Raw genomic sequence first — 20,183 nt, forward strand, 5'->3', positions numbered from 1 at the left:
AATACGACCATGAAGATGATCAAGACCATTGCGATGGCGACTGTCGCCAGCCTCACCCTCGCAGCCTGCGGCGCCGATAGCGGCGGCGGCACCCGCGACACGATCCGCGCCGTCGGCTCCAGCACCGTCTATCCGTTTGCGAAAGCGGTCGCCGAGACCTTCACCCGCTCCAACCCCGATTTCGGCAGCCCGCTGATCGAATCGACCGGCACCGGCGGCGGCATGAAGCTGTTCTGCGAAGGCCTTGGCGCCGATACGCCGGACATGGCCAACGCCTCGCGCCGGATGAAGGCGAGCGAATTCGACACCTGCGCCGAGAACGGCGTGACCGACATCATCGAAATCCAGGTCGGCCTCGACGGGCTTGCCTTTGCGGCCACGCAGGGCGGCATCGACATGAACCTGACGCCCGAAATCGTCTACCGCGCCATCGCTGCCAACCCCTATGGGCAGGAGCAGACGGCCGAGACGTGGTCGGATGTCGATCCCTCGCTGCCCGATCTGCCGATCCTGGTTTATGGCCCGCCCAGCACGTCCGGCACGCGTGACGCGCTGAAGGAACTGGTCCTGATCCCCGGCTGCGAAGGCAATGCCGACATGCAGGCGCTGGAAGAGAGCGACGAGGACGCGTTCGAGCGGACCTGCACCGAACTGCGCAGCGACGGCGCCTATGTCGACCAGGGCGAGCAGGACAACCTGATCGTGCAGAAGATCCAGGGCAATGAGAACGCCGTAGGCATCTTCGGTTATTCCTATCTCGAGGAAAACCTCGATGCGCTGCAGGGCCTGTCGATGAACGGGGTCGAGCCGACCTACGAGAACATTGCCAGCTTCGCCTATCCCGGCGCACGTCCGCTCTATGTTTACGTCAAGAAAGCCCACCTGGACGCGATCCCGGGCCTGAAGGCTTACCTGACAAAGTGGACCGAGATGTGGGGCAAGGGCGGCGCGCTGTCGAAGATCGGCCTGGTCGCCAATCCCGACGATGCAATGGCCCGCGCCATGGCAGGGGCTACCCAGTACGCCACCATCACCAAGGCCGACCTGACCGGCGAGAGCGAAGAGGCGGCAGAGGAAGCGGCTTCCTGAGGCGGCTTCTCTAAAACAAGCTTCCCTGTATCCGGTAGCCGCCCACTCATCCCCCGTGGGGGCGGCCAGTCCGCCGGATACGCGAACAGGCGGCCCGGCAGTGCAAGACGCGCTGCCGGGCTTGCTGTTTGTATTCGGGGTTCAGGGTCCGGCGACCGCCCATGTGGCGGCAACGCTGCCGGTCCCGCCGGACGCATTGACGGTGACGGTGACGCCGCTTTCCCTCAATTGCGCGGCGAGGGCAGTCGCAGCCTCGGCATTTCCCGACAGGGTGACGGGATAGCCTGTTCTCTGCGCCGCCCATGACACCAGCGAAAGCGCGCGTGCCCCCGCATCGTCGGGCTCGCCATCTGCCAGTGTTATGGCGGGAAGCGCGCCCAGCGGCGGCCTCAGCCGGATGTCCCAGTCGTCCATCCCGGCAGCCACGCGGGTCTCCAGCGTGCGATACCCGGCGAGGTCCAGGCCTTCCAGCGCGCGCGCATCGGCAACGGCGCGCTTGTTCTCGCTGTCCAGCGTGACCTCCGACACGGGGATGCCGGCCACCAGCGCCAGCTGCTCCTTCAGGCGGCTGACGCGCTGCGCATCGGCGAGCGCCTGCTCTTCTTCCCGGGCGCGGGCCAGCTGCGCCTGCTCCGCCGCGCCGGGATTGGTCCCGACGAGATACTGGTTCACGCCGACCGTCACCGGATCTTCAAGCAATTCGGTCAGCTCTGCGGCCAGCAGTTCGTCCGCGCCGTTGCGGAATTCGGGCGTGAGCACGGATGCGCGCACGATGATGGGATCGCTGTCCCAGTCGATCGACACCTGGTCGATGCGCGCCTGTTCGTCGAACGCCTCGGTAATGGTGCCGCGCACGATGCGTTCGCCATTCGCCTCGCGGGCAATCTGGAACAGCGAGATGCCGAGCGGGATGGCCAGCGCGATGAAGGTCGCCACCACCAGCATGCTCTGTACCAGACTGGTGCGCCCGCTGTCGTTCTCCGACCGGAAACCATAGAGCCGCGCCATCAGCGCAGCGGTCAGCGCAATCGTCAGCAGGTTGGTGATGTAGAGCATCAGCGCCCCGCCGAAGACCGTCCAGTTCAGCGTCGCGAGCCCGAAGCCCACGGCGGCGAGCGGCGGCATCAGGGCGGTGGCAATGGCGACGCCGACAATTGTGCCGTCGCGTCCGCGGATCATCGCGTAACTGCCCGCCAGCGAAGAAAACAGGGCAACCAGCAGGTCGAACAGGTTGGGCCGCGTGCGGGCGGCGATTTCCTCCGTCACGTTCTGCAATGGCGAGAAGAAGACGATGAAACCGCAGAACAGGATGGCGAACAGCGTGCCGAAAATGAGCGCCCGTCCGCACAGCCTGAGCCAGGTGAACTTGCCTTCCGCCAGCGCGAAGCCGGCCCCCAGGATCGGCCCCATCAGGGGGGAAAGCAGCATGGCCCCGATGACGACGGCCGGGGAGGACAGCAGCATGCCCAGGATGGCAATGCCTGCCGACATGCAGGTCATGAAGATGTAGCGCGGTGTCATCGAGCTTTCGCCCGCGATTTTCTTCAGCACGGCGCCGTGATCGACATCGACCATGACGTGCTGCGCCCACCAGTCCTTGAGCGATGCCCAGATCGTCTGCAGCGGATCGCTGACGGGCTGCGTGGGAGAGGTCTGTTCGCCCGCTGCGGGGCCTGCCGATGTGCTCATTCCGCGTTGCTAGAGCGGATTTCCGTCCTTGTCGCGGTAGATTTCGCGGCGGCCGACATGGTTGGCCGGGCCGACCAGGCCTTCCTCTTCCATCCGCTCGATCCACTTGGCGGCCGTGTTGTAGCCGACGCCCATCTGCCGTTGCAGCCAGCTGCCGCTGGCCTTCTGGTTCTCGAACACGACCTGGCATGCCTGCAGGTATTTGCGTTCGTTCGGATCGTCGCTGGCGGTCATGTCGCCTTCGAAGCCGAAGCCGCCCCCATCGGCAGGTTCCTCGGTCACGGCATCGACATAGTCGGGCTTGCCCTGCGCCCGCCAGTGATCGGCAACCGCTTCCACTTCCTCGTCGGAGACGAACGGGCCGTGGACGCGCAGCGTCGCGCCCGTGTTCGGCTTGTAGAGCATGTCACCCTTGCCCAGCAGCTGCTCCGATCCCTGTTCGCCCAGGATGGTGCGGCTGTCGATCCGGCTGGTCACCTTGAAGCTGATGCGGGTCGGCAGGTTCGCCTTGATGACGCCGGTGATGACATCGACGCTGGGGCGCTGCGTCGCCATGATCAGGTGGATGCCGGCGGCGCGCGATTTCTGGCTCAGGCGCTGGATCAGGACCTCGATCTCCTTGCCCACCGTCACCATGAGATCGGCCAGTTCGTCGACGATCAGGACGATCTGCGGCAGCGGCTGGTAATCGAGCTGCTCTTCTTCGTAGAGCTCCTCGCCCGTATCGGGGTCGAAGCCGGTCTGCACGCGGCGGCCCAGCGGCTTGCCCTTGGCAGCGGCGGCGCGGACCTTTTCGTTGAAGCCCGACAGGTTGCGTGAATTGACGCTCGACATCATCCGGTAGCGGCGCTCCATCTCCTCGACCGCCCATTTGAGCGCGCGAACCGACTTGGCAGGCTCCGTCACCACCGGGCTCAGCAGGTGGGGAATGTCGTCGTAGGTCTTGAGCTCCAGCACCTTGGGATCGATCAGGATCATGCGGCATTCGTCCGGTGTGAAGCGGTAGAGCAGCGACAGCAGGATGCAGTTCAGCCCGACCGACTTGCCCGACCCGGTCGTGCCCGCGACCAGAAGGTGGGGCATTGCGGCAAGGTCGGCGACGATCGGTTCGCCCGCAATGTCCTTGCCAAGGATGATCGGCAGGCCGCCCTTGGCCTCTGCAAAGTCGGCGCAGGCAGCCAGTTCCTTCAGCGCGACCATCTGGCGGTCGGCATTGGGCAGTTCGATACCCATCACCGTCTTGCCCGGGATGGGCGAGACGCGGGCGCTGATGGCGCTCATGTTGCGGGCGATGTCTTCCGCCAGGCCGACCACGCGGCTGGCCTTGATGCCGGGCGCAGGCTCCAGCTCGTACATGGTGACGACCGGCCCGGTGCGAACGGCCGTGATCTCGCCCTTCACATTGAAGTCGTCGAGCACCGTTTCGAGCAGGCGGGCATTGCGCTCCAGCGCCATCTTGTCGAGCCTGGGCGCGGTGTCCGCCGGGCCGTCCTCCAGCAGGTCGAGGCTGGGGAGGGTGTAGTCGGCGAACATGTCGCGCTGCTTCGCCGCCTTTGCCATGCTGGCCTTGCGCGGCGGGGCGCTGGGATCGGTGATGGTCGGGCTGCGGCGCGGCTGCTCCACCTCGACGATCTCGGGCTCTGCCGTGTCCGCCTCCGCTTTCCTGCGTTCGCGGCGCGCTTTTTTCGGGCGGGCGGCGGGGGCGAGGGTGTCGCCTGCGTCATCGTCCTCGAACGGGGCGCGGTCGCGGCGCAGGAGGTCGGTCAGGAAAAGCGGCAGTGTCAGCAGCGCACGCCAGTCGATCGCGAAGACACGGGTGGCGAGCAGCACGCCCCCTGCCAGTGCGGCAAGCGCAAGAGCCAGCGTGATCCACCCGCTCGCCCCTTCGCCGAAGCGGCTGGCTATCGCCTCGATCGCGCCGGCGCCCAGCAGGCCGGTTAGCCCACCGGCAGAGGCGGGCATGGAGCCGCCGGGACTGTCGAAGGTCAGCGACAGTACGGTGGCGAGCAGGGCCATCGCGAGGACAAGCATGGCAACCGGCTGCCACCAGCGCGTATCGGTATCGCGGTCGTCTTCCTCCACGTCGCGCCACAATTTGCGCGCGCCGACATACAGCATCGGCAGGATCAGCACGCCCGGCAGGCCGAACACGAACCACACGCGCTCTGCCGCCCACGCGCCGCTCGCGCCCATCCAGTTGGCAATCGCGCCGTTTCCTGCGGCGGTGGAGGGGCTGGGGTCGGTCTGGGTGTAGCTGAAGAGGGCAAGGCCCAGGAACAGCATCAGGCCGAACAGCAGGGCCGCGCCCGCCATCTGGCCGGCGCGGCGCATCGAACGCCGGAAGGTGGCCCGCCAGTCGGGCTGCTGTTTACTGATTGCGCGCGTGGCCATGGGCCTGATCCTCCGTCTGGGAACGGACCATGAATCCAAGCCCCAGCGGGGTCAAGGCGAAGCTGCCTCAGGCAAGCCCGTCAATGCCTGCGAACCGGGGCCACGGCAGCGCCCTTGCGCGCTCCGCGTTCATCCCGCCCAGCGCGATGACGGGCATGGAGGCATGACGCGCCAGCATCCGGAAACGAAGGGGGCCCAGAACCGGGGCGCCCGGATGGGACCGGGTGGGGAAGACAGGGCTGAGCATGACGGCATCCGCGCCGATGCGATTGGCATCGCCGATTTCCCGCATGGAATGCGCGGTTGCCACGGTGACGAGATCGCGGCGGGTCGGGGCAAGCGCGCGCGGCGCCCCGTAAATGCCATGGGCGCCCCATTCGCGCGCCGTCATCGCGCTGTCAGCCAGGATCAGCAAATGGCCCCGCGCGCGCGCCAGTCTCTCAACCTGCCGGAACCGCTCCAGCCGGGCGGCCGGGGCGAGGTGGTAATGGCGATAGACGACCGCAGAGCCGGGCGGCAGGCGCGTGATCGCCCTCACCAGCGCGGCATCGCTGCGCTCATCCGTCAGAAGCCAGGTTGCGGGAAGGAGCGAGGGGAAGGGCTGGCACTGCGACACGCCGCCGCTATAGCGCGGGACTTATGAAAAGTGCAGCCACAACCCCGAACCCCGCGGGCGCCGACGCGCTCGAAGCCGTGCAGGCCAATATCGCCCGTGCGTGCAAGATCGCCCGGCGCAAGGAAGAGGACGTCACGCTGATCGCCGTCAGCAAGACGCATCCTCCGGAAACGATCGAACCCCTGCTGGCAGCCGGGCACCGCGTCTTCGGCGAAAACCGGGTGCAGGAGGCGCAAGGCAAATGGCCCGCTCTGCGCGAGCGCTATCCCGATGCGCGGGTCCACCTGATCGGCCAGCTGCAATCGAACAAGGCCGAGGATGCGGTCCAATTGTTCGACTGCATCCATTCGCTCGACCGGATGAGCCTGGTGAAGGCGCTGCCCAAGGCATTCGACAAGGTTGGGCGGCAGGTGCCCTGCTTCGTGCAGGTGGATATTGGGAACGAGCCGCAGAAGGGCGGCTGCCCGATCCCCGAACTGCCGGCCCTGATAGAAGCTGCGCGCGAGCGGGAAATACCGCTCGCGGGCCTGATGTGCCTGCCCCCTGCCGAAATCGAGCCCGCACCCTTTTTCGCCCTGCTGGACAAGCTCGCGCGCGATAACAGCATGGACGGCCTCAGCATGGGGATGAGCGGCGACTATGAAACCGCCATCATGCTCGGCGCGACCCATATACGCGTGGGCAGCGCACTGTTCGGAGAGCGTGGGGGCGCCTAGGCAGCGGACCGACAGTCAGTCGCAGCGCAACGAAAAAGGGCGACCCGAAGGCCGCCCTTTCTCTTTTCGCGTCATGAGTCCCGGGATCAGAACTCGAAGGTGACTTCCGCGCCGATCTGGCGGCCCTTGCTCAGCGGACGGAACGAACCGAAGGCCGGGTTCACGCCGAACGGGCGGTTGACGAAGGTCGACTGCGGACCGGGGAAGGGCAGCTGCGTGTCGCCGCCATACTGCGCCTCGTCCAGCAGGTTCTTGCCGTAGATGGAGAAGGCGAGGCCTTCCATCCCGGTGTTCCAGGTGATGTTCGCATCGAGGTTCACGATGTCTTCGACGTAACCGAAATTGCTGTCGGTATAGGCGAATTCGTCGCGGTACTGCATGTTCAGGCGGCTCACCAGCGACCCGTCGCCAAGCGGCACGTCGTGGATCACGCCGGCGCCGAAGGTCACTTCGGGAACGCGCGGCAGGGCCAGCGCTTCGTCTGCGGCATTGACCTGGCCATCGCCCGAAATGTCGAAGCGCACTTCGTCATAGCTTGCATCGATGATCCCGGCATTGGCCGTGACCAGCAGGGAATCCGACACGCGCATGCGGGCCTCACCCTCGACACCGAAGATCGTCGCATCGGCGGTGTTGAAGATCGACTGGGCGACCCCCGACGTGCCCGATGCCTGGTTCACTTCGCGCTGCATCTCGCTGATCTTGGTGACGTAAGCCGCCAGGTTGAGCGTGAAATCGCGGCTGTCGGTCTGGAATTTGCCGCCGATTTCGTAGTTGTCGACCTTTTCCTCGTCGAAGGAGAAGTCGCCGCCATTCGCCACGATCGCCTCGAAGGCGGCCGGTGCGGTGATGCGGAAGTTGTAGCCGCCCGAACGATAGCCACGGGTCCAGTGCGTATACACCTGGCCGCGCGGGAATTCGTACTGCAGGCCGAGTTTCGGCGACCAGTTGCTCCAGCTGTCGCTGTCGGTGAAGCCGTTGTTCTCGGTCGGGATGAACGGGTTGGTCCCGCTCGTCGGGCAGGTTCCGTCGACCACCGAACAGGCCGGACGCGGACGGATATAGGTGACCCGTGCATCCTTTTCCTCGCGGCTCCAGCGGATACCGGCGATGACGCTGAGATCGCGCGTCACCTCGATATTCGCATTGGCAAATGCGCCCAGCACTTCGTGGTCCTGCGCACCGCCACCATAGAAGGTCAGCGGAGACGCCGGCGGCAGGTCGCGCACTTCGGTATAGGCCAGGTCCTGCTCGAACCAGAAGCCGCCGAAGGTCAGTTCACCCAGGCCGGTGGAGACGGCATAGCGCAGCTCGTTCGAGAACTGCTCCTGCTCCGTCTCGGTGTCCGAGTGGAACAGGAAAGCGGGGAAGCTGTCGATATCGCCCGCGGTCGTGCCCGAATATTTGCGGTAGCCGAAGATGTTGGTCAGCGTACCGGGGCCGATATCGGCTTCCGCCTTCAGCGAGCCGGTCCAGATCTCGTTGCCGTAGCTGCCCGGGAAGTCGATGGCGAAATCGAACGTGCCGCGATCGTACAGATTGCCGTTCTGGCCCGCCGGACCGTCGCCGTCGCTTTCGAAGTAGTCGAGCTTGCCCAGCAGGTTCAGGGCGCCCAGCCGCGCTTCCAGTGCGCCGCGGATGATGAAGGTTTCCGCCTCGCCGTGGTTCGAATTGTCGAACAGGTTGACGTGGTAGCCTTCGTCCTTGTTGTAATATCCGCCCAGCTTGAACAGCAGCGTGTCTTCCACGATCGGGCCGGAAATGACGCCGGAGGCCGTGTAGTTCGCGCCGCCACGATCCTCGAACAGCGGGCCGTCGACGGCCGCGCGGAATTTGCCTGCGAATTCGTCGGTCGGGTTGCCGGTGTTCACCAGCACGGCGCCGCCGGTCACGTTGCGGCCGAACAGCACACCCTGCGGTCCGCGCAGGATTTCGACGCTGTCGAGGTCGAACAGGTCGAAGACCACGCCGCCGTTGAAGCCGAGATACACGCCATCGACGAACATGCCGACGGTCGGGTCGATCGAGGGGATCGAGCTGTTGATGCCCAGGCCGCGAATCGAGAAGTTGGCGGTGCCGCGGCTGGTGCCGACCTGGTCGAGCGACACGTTCGGCGCGCTGTAGGTCAGCGACTGGACGTCGCGGACTTTCAGCGCCTCGAGGCTCTGCGAATTGAATGCGGTGACGGCCAGCGGCACGTCCTGCACGTCTTCGGCGTTCTGGGTCTTGGTGCCGGTCACGACGATCACGTCGTTGACGCTGCCGATGGCGCCGCCGCTACGGGCGATCGGGCGCTCTTCCTCGGCGTCGTCGGCGGGTGGGGGAACGTCCTGCGCCATGGCAGGGAGCGGCATTACGGCAAGCGCCGCCCCTGCAAGTGCCATACCGCGGAACGAAATACTGGTTTTCAAAATAACTCTCCCTTTTGTTATTGCGATGCCGATTAGTGGCATTTTGCAACCTTGCAAGGGGAGAATTTGCGCGTAGCGACCGGAAATTGCCGGTTATGGCCGTTTTGCATCACTTGATTGCGCTCGGACCCGGCGAGGGGACATGACCTGTCCGATGGTCAGGCGTCTTCGAGTTCCGCCTGCCGCTCGTCGCTTGCAGCGTCCTCCAGCGCGGTGGCAATACTGCCTTGCCGCTGTGCGTCAACGATCTTTCCGCCGGTCAGGTCGGTCACGTAGAACGTGTCGGCCACCCGCTCGCCATAGGCGGTGATGTGCGCGGAATGGATGATGACCTGCGCCTCGAACAGGGCGCGGCCCAGACGGTTGAGCAGGGCGGGCCGGTCGCGTGCGTGGACCTCTATCACCGTGAACCGGTTGGACGCCTCGTTATCGAACACGACGCGCGGTTTCACGTCGAAGGCGCGCGCCCGCGTGCGGGGCAGGGGGCGGGCGGCCAGTTTGGGTACCAGTTCGCCGCGATTGGCGATGGCGTCGCGGATCGAGGACTTGATCCGTTCCAGCTGCTCCGCCTCCCGGAAAGGACGCCCGATCGGGTCCTGCACCAGGAAATTGTCGATCGCCCAGCCATTGCGGGTGGTGTGGATGCGGGCATCGATGATGTTGCCGCCGGCAAGGTGGATGCCGCCCGCGATGCGGGTGAAGAGGCCGGGGTGGTCGGCGGCGATGACCGTGACCAGTGTCGCGCCGCGTTCCTCGTCCCATTCGCAGTGGATCGAAAGATCGTGACCCAGTTCGCGCGCGGCGAAATACTGGACCACGTTGCGGGCGATGACGTCCGGCGGTTCGGCGATCCAGTAGGCATCGTCGAGCAGGCGTTCGTCGTCGGTCAGCAGGTTGGCCCGCTCGCCCAGCGCCTCGCGCACCGCACCGCGCTTCGCCTCGACCCGCTCGGCGCGGTAATTGCGGGTATGGCCAAGACGCAGGCGTTCGTGCGCCAGGTCGTACAGCTCGCCCAGCAGCTGCCCTTTCCAGTCGTTCCACACACCCGGCCCGACCGCGCGGATGTCCACGCTGGTCAGGATGGCCAGTTGGCGCAGGCGTTCGAGGCTCTGCACCTCGGCAACGAAGTCCTCCACCGTCTTGGGGTCGGACAGGTCGCGCTTGAACGCAGTGTTGCTCATCAGCAGGTGCTGCAGGACCAGCCAGCTGACAAGCTCCGTTTCCGTTTCGTCGAGGCCGAAGCGCGGGCACAATTCCTCCGCCACCACGGCGCCGAGTTCCGAGTGGTCGCCCCCGCGCCCCTTGGCGATATCGTGCAGCAGCGCGGCGACATAGGCGACGCGCCGCGATTGCAGCTTGTGGATCTGGACGCTGGAGCGGGGGTGGTCGTCTTCCAGCTTGCCCTGTTCGATTTTCGCCAGGAAGCCGATGGCGCGGATCGTGTGCTCGTCCACCGTGTAATGGTGATACATGTTGAACTGCATCTGCGCGTTGACGCGGCCGAAATCGGGCACGAAGCGGCCGAACACGCCTGCCTCGTTCATCCAGCGCAGGGCGGTTTCGGGATCGTTGCGGCCGCACAGGACCTCGAGGAACAGGGCGTTGGCGCGCGGGTCCTCGCGCACGTCGTCCTTGATCAGCGATGCGTCGCGGCCTGCCTGCCGCATGGTGCGCGGGTCGACTTCCAGCCCCTCGCGCTCTGCAATGGCGAACAGTTCGATCAGCCGCACGGGATCGGCGCGGAACCAGTCGTCAGTGGGCGCAGCGATGCGTCCCCCGAAGACGGTGAAGCCCTTCACTTGCCGCTTCCTTGGCTGGAAGCCCGCCAGTAGCCCGCGGCGCGCACGTTTCTGCGCGAATTGCTCGTCCAGCTGGGCAAGGAACACACCCGTGAGCGAGCCGACCCGTTTCGCCTGCAGGAAATACATCTGCATGAACCGCTCGACCGCGCTCTTGCCCTTGCGGTCGGCGAAATTCATCCGTTCCGCGACTGTCTTCTGCAGGTCGAAGGTCAGGCGATCCTCGGCCCGGCCGGTGACCGTGTGCAGGTGACAGCGCACCGCCAGCAGGAAGCTTTCCGCCCGCCGGAACGACCGGTATTCCTGTGCCCGCAACAGGCCGCTGTCGACCAGCTCGGCGGCGGTGCGTGCGCGGTGGATGTATTTCCCGATCCAGTAGAGCGCCTGCAGGTCGCGCAGGCCGCCCTTGCCCTCCTTAACATTGGGTTCGACGACATAGCGGCTGTTGCCGGTGCGATTATGCCGTGCCTCGCGCTCGGCCAGTTTCTCGGCGACGAACTGCTTCTCGCTCCCGCTCACCACTTCGGCGAAGAAGCGGGAGCGTACCTCGTCATAAAGCGGGCGGTCGCCCCAGACATAGCGCCCCTCCAGCAGGGCAGTGCGGATGGTCAGGTCCTCGCGCGCCATCTTCACGACATCGTCAGGCGTGCGGCTGGAATGCCCGATCTTCAGGCCCAGGTCCCAGAAAAGGTAGAGCATCGCCTCGATCACCTGCTCGCACCACGGCGCCTTGCGCGTGGGGGTGAGGAAGGCGATGTCGACATCGCTGTGCGGGGCCATCTCGCCCCGACCGTAACCGCCGACCGCCATCAGCGACAGGCGCTCCCCCTTCGACCGGTTGCCCGGCGGATGGAGGTGGGTGGTGACGTAATCGTGGATCACCCGGACGAGCTGGTCGATCAGGAAGGCATGGCCGGCGGTGATCTCGTGACCTGCGCTGGGCTTTTCCTCCAGTCGGGTGGACAGTTCCGCCCGCCCGCTTTCCAGCGCGGCACGCAGGGCCGCCAGCACGTCCGCCCGCGCGGAATCGTCCGCGGCACGCACCATCCTGCCGATGTCGGCATCCAGGGCGCGCCGGTCGATGATGGCGCGCTGGCGGGGGACGCGTTGCAGGCTCACCCGTCCAGGTACACCTTGGTGTATTTTTCGCGCAGGGTGCGCTTGTCGACCTTCTGCGTGCCGAGGCGGGGCAGGGTCTCGGTCTCTTCCCAATAGACCGCCGGCTGCTTGAACGGGGCAAGGCGTCCGTCGAGGTGCTGGCGCAAATCGTCCTCGGTCACGCTCTGGCCGTCCTTGGCAAGATAGACCGCGCCCACGATCTCGCCATAGCGTTCGTCGGGCAGGCCGAACACGCTGCATTCCGCGATAGCGGGATGGGCGTAAATCGCGTCCTCCACCTCGATGCAGGTGATGTTCTCGCCGCCGCGGATGATGATGTCCTTCTTCCGGTCGACGATGTAGAGATAATCGTCCTCGTCCAGGCGGCCAAGGTCGCCGGTGCGGAAATACATGTCGTCGGTGAAGGCGGCCTTCGTCGCCTCGTCATTGTTCCAGTAGCCGAGGAAATTGCAGACCGAGCGGATGCAGACCTCGCCGATGCCGCCCTGCGCGACCGGCTTGCCCGCATCGTCGAGGATGGCGAGGTCGACCAGCGGACGGCTGGCCTTGCCGGTGCTGTTCGGCTTGGCGAGGTAATTCTCGTTGAAATTGCCGCAGCCCACGCCGTTCGTCTCGGTCAGGCCGTAGCCCAGCAGCGGGAAGCCGCCGGGGAATTTCTTCTTGATCTTCTCGACATGCTCGACCGGGCGGGGCGATCCGCCGGCGGCGAAGCTGGTGCAGGTCGAGGTGTCGTACTGGTCCGCCTTCGGATGGGTCGCCAGTTCGTAGCTCATCAGCGGCACGCCGACGAAATAGGTCACCTTGTGTTTCTCGATCAGGCGCAGCGCCTCTTCCGCGTCCCATTTCGGCATCAGCACCAGCTTGCGCGCAATGACGAAGCTCTGCAGCAGGACGGGCACTTCGCCGGTCACGTGGAACAGCGGCACCGTAATCAGCGCGCAGGGCTGGGTGCCTTCGGCGGGGGCATCGCCGGTGCTCTGGAGATAGGCCAGCGCCATGGCCGATTGCAGGGCGTAGTTCATCGTCCCGTGGACCACGCCGCGATGGTCGGAATAGGCGCCCTTGGACCGCCCGGTGGAACCCGACGTATAGAGCAGCGTCGCATAATCGTCCGCTTCCACGTCCAGGAACATCCGCTCGCCCGGATCGGCCCATGCCTCGGCGAGGCCTTCCGCCGGCGTGATTCCATGCTTGAAAAGGACGATCTTCGCGCCGTGGTCGATCCCGTCGAGCCGTGCGGCGCGGCCCCTGTCGGCAAAGACCAGCTTGCAATCGACGAGGTCGATCGCGTCGGCCAGTTCCTCCCCGCTGGAAAAACCGTTCAGCAGTGTCGCGCAGCCGCCGGCCATCACGATGCCCATGTAAAGCACGATCCAGTTCGCCGAATTGCGCGCGGCGATACCGACGCGGTCGCCCTTCACCACGCCATGCGTGTCCTGCAACCCGGCTGCCACCTGCCGCGCCGCGGCGTAGGTCTGGGCGAAGGTCAGCTCCACCTCGCCATCGACGAGGAAGGTCAGGTCGCGGTGTTCGTTGCAGAAATGCGCGAAAAGGTGGGACAGGCTGGGAGGCGCGCCCTTCAGCGAAGGCATCTCGACGCCGCCGCGGACGAAGGTCGCCGTCTCGCCCGGCTGCCCGGGGGCGGTGATCTTGTCCATGATCGCATCGAGGGTCTGGTCGAGCTGGGTGGGCATTGCGTGTCTCTCTCCTTGTCGTTTTCTCCGGCGCAATCGTCCCGACGGGGTTCCCCGGCAACCCGCTGTGTGCCAAGGCACAGGCAATTGTCATGGACGAAGTCGCGCCGTTATCTGCCGCGCTTCTAAGGGGTTTACGACGTGCTGTCACTATTGGCCGCTATGGCTTCCGATCCGATCCGCTGGGCCGAACTGGGCCTGCAACCGGGTATCGACCTCGGATTTTTCACCCTGCGCTTCTATTCGCTGGCCTACCTGCTGGGCATCGTCTTCGCCTATTGGCATCTGTCGAAGATGATCAAGGCGCCCGGCGCACCGCTGGCGCAAAACCATGCGGACGACCTGTTCTTCTGGTGCACGATCGGCGTAATTCTGGGCGGCAGGCTGGGCTATGCGACGTTCTACCAGCCGGAATTGTGGTCGACCCCGCTGGAAATCCTGAAGCTGTGGACCGGCGGGATGAGCTTCCATGGCGGGCTTGTCGGCGTGCTGGTGGCGATCGCCTATGTTTCGTGGCGCGGAAAGCTCAGCTTTCTGCGGGTATGCGATTATATCGCGGTCAACGTGCCGATGGGGATGCTGCTCGGCCGTCTCGCCAATTTCGTGAACGGAGAGCTGTGGGGACGCCAGACCGATGTCGCCTGGGGCATGATCTTCCCCGGCGGCGGCGAAGTGGTGCGCCATCCCAGCCAGCTTTACCAGGCGACGTTCGAAGGGCTGGTCCTGCTGGTCATCCTGCTGTTGCTGTTCTGGCAGACCCGCGCGCGCTGGCGGCCCGGCCTGCTGGTCGGCGTGTTCACGCTGGGCATGGGGCTGGCGCGTTTCTTCAACGAATTCTTCCGCCAACCGGACGAACAGCTTGCCGATTTCGCCGCGCGTACCGGCCTGTCCATGGGCCAGTGGCTGACCATTCCGCTGATCCTGATCGGGCTGTTCTTCGTCGTGCGCGCCTTCATGAAGCCTGCAATGGGCGCCGCGCGGCCTGCCCGGCAGGCAGCCTGACGCTCCTAGAAAGCAGGCAGGCATGGCAGGGAGCAGCGAAGAAACAGGCGATCTGGGCGCAATCTTCCGCCGCCTGATCCGCAATACCGGCCCCATTTCGCTCACCCAGTACATGGGCGAAAGCAATGCCCGCTATTACGCCTCACGCGATCCGCTGGGGCGGGCGGGCGATTTCGTCACCGCTCCGGAAATCAGCCAGATGTTCGGAGAACTGATCGGCCTCTGGCTGGCCGATATCTGGATACAGTCCGGGCGCGAGGACCCGGTCCATTACGTGGAACTGGGCCCGGGCCGCGGCACGCTGGCCAAGGACGCGCTGCGCGCCATGCGCCGGTACGGGCTGGAGCCGGCGGTCCATTTCGTGGAAGGTTCGTCGTCGCTCAAGGAAGTGCAGCAGGAGGGCGTGCCAGGCGCGCTGTGGCATGACGACCTGTCCACCCTGCCGGCGGACGATCCCCTGCTAGTGGTCGGCAACGAGTTTCTCGACGCGCTGCCCATTCGCCAGATGGTGAAAACGGCGAGCGGCTGGCGCGAGCGGGAAATCGGCCTGGAGGGGGACGATTTCGTCTTCGTCGCCGGCCAGCGCCCGATGGATGCCGCAGTGCCAGAGGACTGGCGCGCCAGCGAGGACCAGACGATCCTCGAAACATCCCCGGCGCAGGCAGCGGTGATGTACGAACTGGCCGGAAGGCTGGCAGATCAGGGCGGGGCCGCGCTGCTGATCGACTACGGGCATCGGGCCCCGCAGGCCGGTTCGACATTGCAGGCCGTGAAGGACCACCGGAAAGTCGACCCGCTGGCCCATCCCGGCAGCGCGGACCTGACGGCGCTGGTCGAATTCGGAACGCTGGCCCGTATCGCCCAGTCGCGCGATGTCCGCTGGATCGGGACCGAGGAGCAGGGCGCATGGTTGCAGGCGCTCGGCATCGATGCGCGTACGCAGGCGCTGTGCAAGGCCGCGCCTCACCTCGCGGACGATATCCGCACGGCGCGCGGCAGGCTGGTGGAGCCGGACCAGATGGGCAGCCTGTTCAAGGTGATGGGTCTGGCCGGCCGCGGCTGGCACGGCGGGGCCGGCTTCGCGTAGCAGGGTGGCTGCGTCTCTCCGGTTCGGCGCAGGTTCACGCGCCGGCTGGCACCTTGGCGCCACGTTACGCGTTGAAGCCCCGACGCAGTCCCGAAACGGAGAGACCCGCATATGACGCGCCGCTTCATGTTTGCCGCCATGGCCGCCGGCGCCGCTGTCATCGCCGCACCTGCCGCCGCCGCCGATCCGATTACCGGCAAGTGGATGACGGAGGAACGCGACGCCGTCGTCACCGTAGGGAAATGCGGCAGCACCTATTGCGGACGGCTGAGCAAGTATCTCGTCACGCCCGAAGGCGGCGCGGACCAGCGCGACATCTACAATCCCGATCCGAAATTGCGCAAACGCAAGCTGCTGGGTTCGGCCCTGCTGTCCGGTTTTCGCGAGGATGGCGATGTCTGGCGCGGCACGATCTACGACCCGCGCAACGGCAAGAGCTATCGGAGCGTGGTCCGCCGGAAGAGCGCGAACGTGCTGGAAGTGAAGGGCTGTATCGGTCCGTTCTGCCAGACCCAGCTCTGGCGCAAGGCAGGCTAGGACTGCTGCGCAGCTTCAGGGCTGCTGTGTCGGCTCAAGGGTTCGGGCCAGTTCGCGCGCTGCCTCGGCCGGAGTGCGCTTTTGCGCATCGGTCCGGTCGACCGACAGATTGGCCGCGCGCATGGCCTCCACATCGATCGCGCCCACCAGCGGGCTTATCGCCTCCACCAGCGCAGGATCGGTTTTCGCCTCCGGGCTGAGCAGGATGATCGCGTCGTAATTGGGGAAGGCGCCGCCGGGATCGTCCAGGATCGTCAGGTCGTCCGCCGCGATCCTGCCATCGGAGGTATAGGCCCCGATCACGTCGGCCTCGCCCGATTGCAGGGCATTGTACATGAAAGTGGGCGAGAAATTGCGGGTGGCAGCAAATTGCAGGCCATAGGTATCGCGCACCGCGATCCATTCGGGCCGTTCGAAGAACTCGGGATCGCCGCCGATCGTCATCTGTCGCGATGCCCCCGCAAGATCGGCAATGGAGGCGATGCCGCGCGCCTCTGCCAGGTCGCTGCGCAGCGCCAGTCCATAGGCGTTCTCGAACCCCAGTCGGCCCAGCACTTCCACCCCGCTCGTCTCCGTCTCCCACGCCGCGATTTCACGCAGCATGATGTCGCGGTCGGGATTGTCGGTGCGATTCATCTGGTTGGCCCAGATGGTGCCGGTGTAGTCGACCAGCACGTCGATCTCGCCGCTGGCCACAGCGCTGTGCGCGACGGCGGAACCCAGCCCGTCTCGGTAGGATACGCTGAAGCCTTCGCTTTCCAGCCGCTGGCCGATCAGGCGGGCAAGGATGTATTGCTCGGAAAATCCCTTCGCCCCTATCGTCACGCTGTCGTCGTCCCGCGACCCGCCGAACAGGGCCGCGCCCAGTAGCACCCAGGCAGAGGCCGCGATCCCCAGCAGGGCGATGCCGATGCCGCTCCACACGAACAGCCGTCTCCCCTGCGCGAAGCCGCGCTCGACCAGGCCCAGCAGTGCATCGGCGACCAGCGCCAGCCCGGCGGAGGCAAGGCAGCCTGCCAGTACCAGCGTCCAGTTCTGGGTCTGTAGCCCGGCGAAGATCGGGTCCCCCAGCGATGGCTGACCGATGGTCGTCGACAGGGTGGCGGCGCCGATGGTCCAGACCGCGGCGGTGCGGATTCCGGCCATGACATAGGGCGCGGCGAGCGGAGCCTCCACCAGTCGCAATTTCTGCCAGCCGGTCATGCCGACGCCGTCCGCCGCCTCCAGCACGCCGGGGGCCATGTGTTCGCGCGCGGTGACCGCGTTCCTCAGGATCGGCAGCAGGGCATAGAGCGCAAGGGCCAGCAGCGCGGGCAGGAAGCCGAGCGTGGGCAGGCCTTCGCCGAAGACGGCGCGGAGCGACAGGAGGATGGGAAAGAACAGGGCCAGCAGGGCCAGTGCGGGCACGGTCTGGACGAGGCTTGCAAAGCCAAGCGACAGGCGCGCAATCGCAGCGTTGCGGCTGGCCCACACCGCCAGCGGCAGGGCGACGAGGATGCCCAGCGCAATGGCGCAGGCGGCCAGCACGACATGGGCGGCCAGCTTGTCGCCAAGGGTGGTCAGCGCGGCCAGCACGTCACCCACTTTCCAGCTCCGCCAGCCGGTCCGCCTGGTGCCGCGGCACGGCGACCAGTTGCTGCGCCGCGTCCCCGCCCTTGCCGGCGAGCAGCGAGCGGGGTGTTTCGTCGGCGACGATGCGGCCCGCTTCCATCACCAGCACCCGGTCGGCCAGAAGCAAAGCCTCTGCCATGTCGTGCGTGACCATGACCGTGGTAAGGCCCAGCTGTGCATGGAGGGCGCGCACCCGTTCTCCCAGCGCGTCGCGCGTGACGGGATCGAGCGCTCCGAAGGGTTCGTCCATCAGCAGCAGTTCGGGGTTCCCGGCCAGCGCACGCGCCACGCCGATGCGCTGGCGCTGCCCGCCCGACAGTTCGGACGGCATCCGCCCGGCATAGCCTGCGTCCAATTCCACCATGTCCAGCAATTCGCCGATCCGATCCTGGCCAAGCCTGGCCCCGGCCAGCCTGGGGCCGATGCCGATATTGCGCGCGACGTCCATGTGCGGGAACAGGCCGATCGACTGGAAGACATAGCCGATCCTGCGGCGCAGGGCCGGGGCAGGCAGGCCGGAGACGTCCTCGCCGCCCAGCAGGACGCGGCCCGATGTCGGTTCGACCAGCCGGTTGACCGTTTTAAGCAGCGTCGACTTGCCCGATCCCGATGCGCCGACCAGCGCAACGAAGGCGCCATGCGCGATGTCCAGCGTTACGGTATCGACCGCGACGATGGCGTCATAGCATTTGCGGACATCATCGAACCGGAGGAAGGCAGGCCCTTCGCTCAAACCGCCAGCGACTTGGCAGGGATGGACAGGCGCACTTTCAGGCCGTCCTTGCCCCACTCGCGCTCCATCGATCCGTCCAGCTGCGATTTGACGCTCATGTCGAGCAGCGTGGAGCCGAACCCGCTGCGCTCGGGCACCTTGCCGCCCGGGGCGCCGGTCTCGTTCCAGTCGATCAGCACGGTATCGCCGCGTTCCGCCAGCGAAATGGTGACACGCCCTTCTTCACGCGAAAGTGCGCCGTATTTCGCCGAATTGGTTGCCAGTTCGTGGAAGATCAGGGCCAGCGGGGTTGCCGCCCGCTTGCCCAGCTTGACCGTCACGCCGGACACCTCGACCTGCTTGCCTTCGCCAATGCCATAGGGGGCCATCAGCACGTTCAGCAGGCCGCGCAGTTCGTTGCCCTTCTCGCTGCCCAGCGGGCGAACGAAGTCGTGCGCCCGGCCCAGTGCCCGGATCGCTTCGCCCAGTTCCTCGGCAAAGTCCTTCAGTTCGGGCCGGTTGCGCGCACGCAGCAGGACGAGGCCGGATACGACGGCGAAGATGTTCTTGATCCGGTGCGACAATTCGCGGGCCAGCAGGTCCCGGCTTTCCGACAGGCGGTGGCCGTCGTCGATATCGGTCAGCGTGCCGAACCACTGCGTTACATCGCCCGCGCTGTCATGCACGGGGACGCCGCGACCGATCATCCAGCGCCAAGTGCCATCGGACCGGCGGACCCGGAATTCCTGTTCGAAATGCTGGCCGCTCGCAAGCGCTTCGTCCCACGCATCGACATAGGCCTCCTGATCGTCCGGGTGAAAGACGGAGCGCGATGTCTCGTTGTCGGGCGGCGTGCTGGGATCCAGCCCGGTATATTCGTACCAGCGCTGGTTGAAGAAATCGATGTCCCCTTCCGCATTGGCGGCCCATGCAATGTCGGGAATGGAATCGGCCAGTGCGCCCAGCTTTTCCTGGCTGCGCTGCAATTCGGCATCGCGCACGAGGTCGCGCCGGCGCGCATGGAGCCGCCGCATGACGGCATCGCGCAGCACCTTCAGGCCTTCTTCCTGAATTTCGGTCAGGCCGTCGGGACGCGGGGCGCTGTCGAAAATGCACAGCGCCCCCACCGGCGCACCTTCGCTGGTTATCAGCGGAGCGCCTGCGTAGAACCGGATCTTCGGCGGGCCAGTCACCAGCGCGTTGTCGGCGAAGCGGGGATCTTCCTTCGCATCGGGCACGACCATGATCGTATCGCCCAGCATGGCATGACCGCAGAAGCTGACCGAGCGATCGGTTTCGCGTTCCTCTATCCCGTCGCGGGCGAGGAACCACTGCCGCCGTTCCTCTACGATGGAGACGGTGGATGTGGGCGCATCGCACAATTTTGCGGCAAACCGCACGATTCGCTGAAGCTCGTCGTCATCCTCCAGCACGTCGAGCCCGAACCCTGCCAAAAACGGGAGGCGCACGGCATCCTCCTGTTTTGCAGGATCGGGCGCCGTATCTTGCGGCCACGGTGCGGTCGGTACCATCATCACGGAGGAAGATTCCTTCATTTCCCGTCGCATACAAGATTGGCCGCAGGGGGCAAGCTTGAAGGAATGGCGCTATGCAAAAAACCGCGTTATTCTAACGGGTTGCTGATTGATACCTGCATGAGGTTTGCGCGCGCTGCGTGCCTTGCTATGCGCAGGCGCAACAAACACGGCC

The 20,183-nt window shown here is 65.8% G+C and carries 14 protein-coding genes; 5 read left to right on the top strand and 9 right to left on the bottom strand.

The window, feature by feature from the left end; translation table 11 throughout:
• Positions 1–9 precede the first annotated feature (9 nt).
• Complete coding sequence (locus PF049_03400) at positions 10–1,089, top strand: substrate-binding domain-containing protein (protein ID WBY17218.1); 1,080 nt, start codon at positions 10–12, stop codon at positions 1,087–1,089.
• 141 nt (positions 1,090–1,230) lie between these two features.
• Here PF049_03400 and PF049_03405 read toward each other — a convergent pair whose 3' ends face one another.
• The 3 genes from PF049_03405 to PF049_03415 all read right to left on the bottom strand — a co-directional run bounded on the left by PF049_03405 (position 1,231) and on the right by PF049_03415 (position 5,785).
• Positions 1,231–2,778, bottom strand: a complete 1,548-nt coding sequence (locus PF049_03405; protein WBY17219.1) for a DUF389 domain-containing protein — start codon at positions 2,776–2,778, stop codon at positions 1,231–1,233.
• 9 nt (positions 2,779–2,787) lie between these two features.
• Positions 2,788–5,169, bottom strand: a complete 2,382-nt coding sequence (locus PF049_03410; GenBank protein WBY17220.1) for a DNA translocase FtsK 4TM domain-containing protein — start codon at positions 5,167–5,169, stop codon at positions 2,788–2,790.
• A gap of 67 nt (positions 5,170–5,236) precedes the next feature.
• On the bottom strand, positions 5,237–5,785 hold the full coding sequence (locus PF049_03415) for a thiamine phosphate synthase (GenBank protein ID WBY17221.1): 549 nt from the start codon (positions 5,783–5,785) through the stop codon (positions 5,237–5,239).
• 23 nt (positions 5,786–5,808) lie between these two features.
• Between PF049_03415 and PF049_03420 the strand changes: the two genes are divergently transcribed.
• Entirely contained in the window at positions 5,809–6,501 is a 693-nt protein-coding gene (locus PF049_03420) for a YggS family pyridoxal phosphate-dependent enzyme (GenBank protein ID WBY17222.1), read from the top strand.
• Between the two features lie 86 nt (positions 6,502–6,587).
• Here PF049_03420 and PF049_03425 read toward each other — a convergent pair whose 3' ends face one another.
• The 3 genes from PF049_03425 to PF049_03435 form a co-directional block, all read right to left on the bottom strand.
• A complete protein-coding gene (locus PF049_03425) occupies positions 6,588–8,912 on the bottom strand; it encodes a TonB-dependent receptor (protein ID WBY17223.1) in 2,325 nt (774 codons plus the stop codon).
• 158 nt (positions 8,913–9,070) lie between these two features.
• Entirely contained in the window at positions 9,071–11,830 is a 2,760-nt protein-coding gene (locus tag PF049_03430; GenBank protein WBY17224.1) for a [protein-PII] uridylyltransferase, read from the bottom strand.
• Entirely contained in the window at positions 11,827–13,524 is a 1,698-nt protein-coding gene (locus PF049_03435) for a class I adenylate-forming enzyme family protein (protein WBY17225.1), read from the bottom strand. Before PF049_03435 ends, PF049_03430 begins: the two co-directional genes overlap by 4 nt.
• 162 nt (positions 13,525–13,686) lie before the next feature.
• Here PF049_03435 and lgt point away from each other — a divergent pair, with 162 nt between their 5' ends.
• The 3 genes from lgt to PF049_03450 all read left to right on the top strand — a co-directional run bounded on the left by lgt (position 13,687) and on the right by PF049_03450 (position 16,150).
• Complete coding sequence (lgt, locus tag PF049_03440) at positions 13,687–14,526, top strand: prolipoprotein diacylglyceryl transferase (protein WBY17226.1); 840 nt, start codon at positions 13,687–13,689, stop codon at positions 14,524–14,526.
• A 22-nt stretch (positions 14,527–14,548) separates the two neighbouring features.
• Positions 14,549–15,613, top strand: coding sequence for an SAM-dependent methyltransferase (locus tag PF049_03445; protein ID WBY17227.1), 1,065 nt, complete (start codon positions 14,549–14,551; stop codon positions 15,611–15,613).
• A gap of 111 nt (positions 15,614–15,724) precedes the next feature.
• Positions 15,725–16,150, top strand: coding sequence for a DUF2147 domain-containing protein (locus PF049_03450; GenBank protein ID WBY17228.1), 426 nt, complete (start codon positions 15,725–15,727; stop codon positions 16,148–16,150).
• Between the two features lie 15 nt (positions 16,151–16,165).
• Here the strand turns inward: PF049_03450 and PF049_03455 are convergent, their stop codons facing one another.
• Genes PF049_03455 through PF049_03465 form a run of 3 tightly spaced genes read right to left on the bottom strand, consistent with a single transcriptional unit; the run spans position 16,166 to position 20,008 of the window.
• A complete protein-coding gene (locus tag PF049_03455) occupies positions 16,166–17,734 on the bottom strand; it encodes an ABC transporter permease/substrate-binding protein (GenBank protein WBY17229.1) in 1,569 nt (522 codons plus the stop codon).
• A complete protein-coding gene (locus PF049_03460) occupies positions 17,727–18,494 on the bottom strand; it encodes an ATP-binding cassette domain-containing protein (GenBank protein ID WBY17230.1) in 768 nt (255 codons plus the stop codon). Before PF049_03460 ends, PF049_03455 begins: the two co-directional genes overlap by 8 nt.
• Positions 18,491–20,008 carry a PAS domain-containing protein gene (locus tag PF049_03465; protein WBY17231.1) on the bottom strand — a complete coding sequence of 506 codons (1,518 nt, stop codon included), beginning with the start codon at positions 20,006–20,008 and terminating at the stop codon, positions 18,491–18,493. The genes PF049_03460 and PF049_03465 overlap by 4 nt, the downstream gene beginning before the upstream one ends.
• Between the last annotated feature and the right edge of the window lie 175 nt (positions 20,009–20,183).

It is taken from the genome of Erythrobacteraceae bacterium WH01K, assembly GCA_027941995.1.
GTDB lineage: Bacteria > Pseudomonadota > Alphaproteobacteria > Sphingomonadales > Sphingomonadaceae > CAJXSN01.

Bases quoted from the DNA above. Each gene is read 5' to 3' on its own strand.
- PF049_03420 (WBY17222.1), top strand. From the start codon at position 5,809: ATGAAAAGTGCAGCCACAACCCCGAACCCCGCGGGCGCCGACGCGCTC.
- PF049_03465 (WBY17231.1), bottom strand. From the start codon at position 20,008: ATGATGGTACCGACCGCACCGTGGCCGCAAGATACGGCGCCCGATCCT.
- PF049_03400 (WBY17218.1), top strand. From the start codon at position 10: ATGAAGATGATCAAGACCATTGCGATGGCGACTGTCGCCAGCCTCACC.
- lgt (WBY17226.1), top strand. From the start codon at position 13,687: ATGGCTTCCGATCCGATCCGCTGGGCCGAACTGGGCCTGCAACCGGGT.
- PF049_03450 (WBY17228.1), top strand. From the start codon at position 15,725: ATGACGCGCCGCTTCATGTTTGCCGCCATGGCCGCCGGCGCCGCTGTC.
- PF049_03445 (WBY17227.1), top strand. From the start codon at position 14,549: ATGGCAGGGAGCAGCGAAGAAACAGGCGATCTGGGCGCAATCTTCCGC.
- PF049_03410 (WBY17220.1), bottom strand. From the start codon at position 5,169: ATGGCCACGCGCGCAATCAGTAAACAGCAGCCCGACTGGCGGGCCACC.
- PF049_03435 (WBY17225.1), bottom strand. From the start codon at position 13,524: ATGCCCACCCAGCTCGACCAGACCCTCGATGCGATCATGGACAAGATC.
- PF049_03405 (WBY17219.1), bottom strand. From the start codon at position 2,778: ATGAGCACATCGGCAGGCCCCGCAGCGGGCGAACAGACCTCTCCCACG.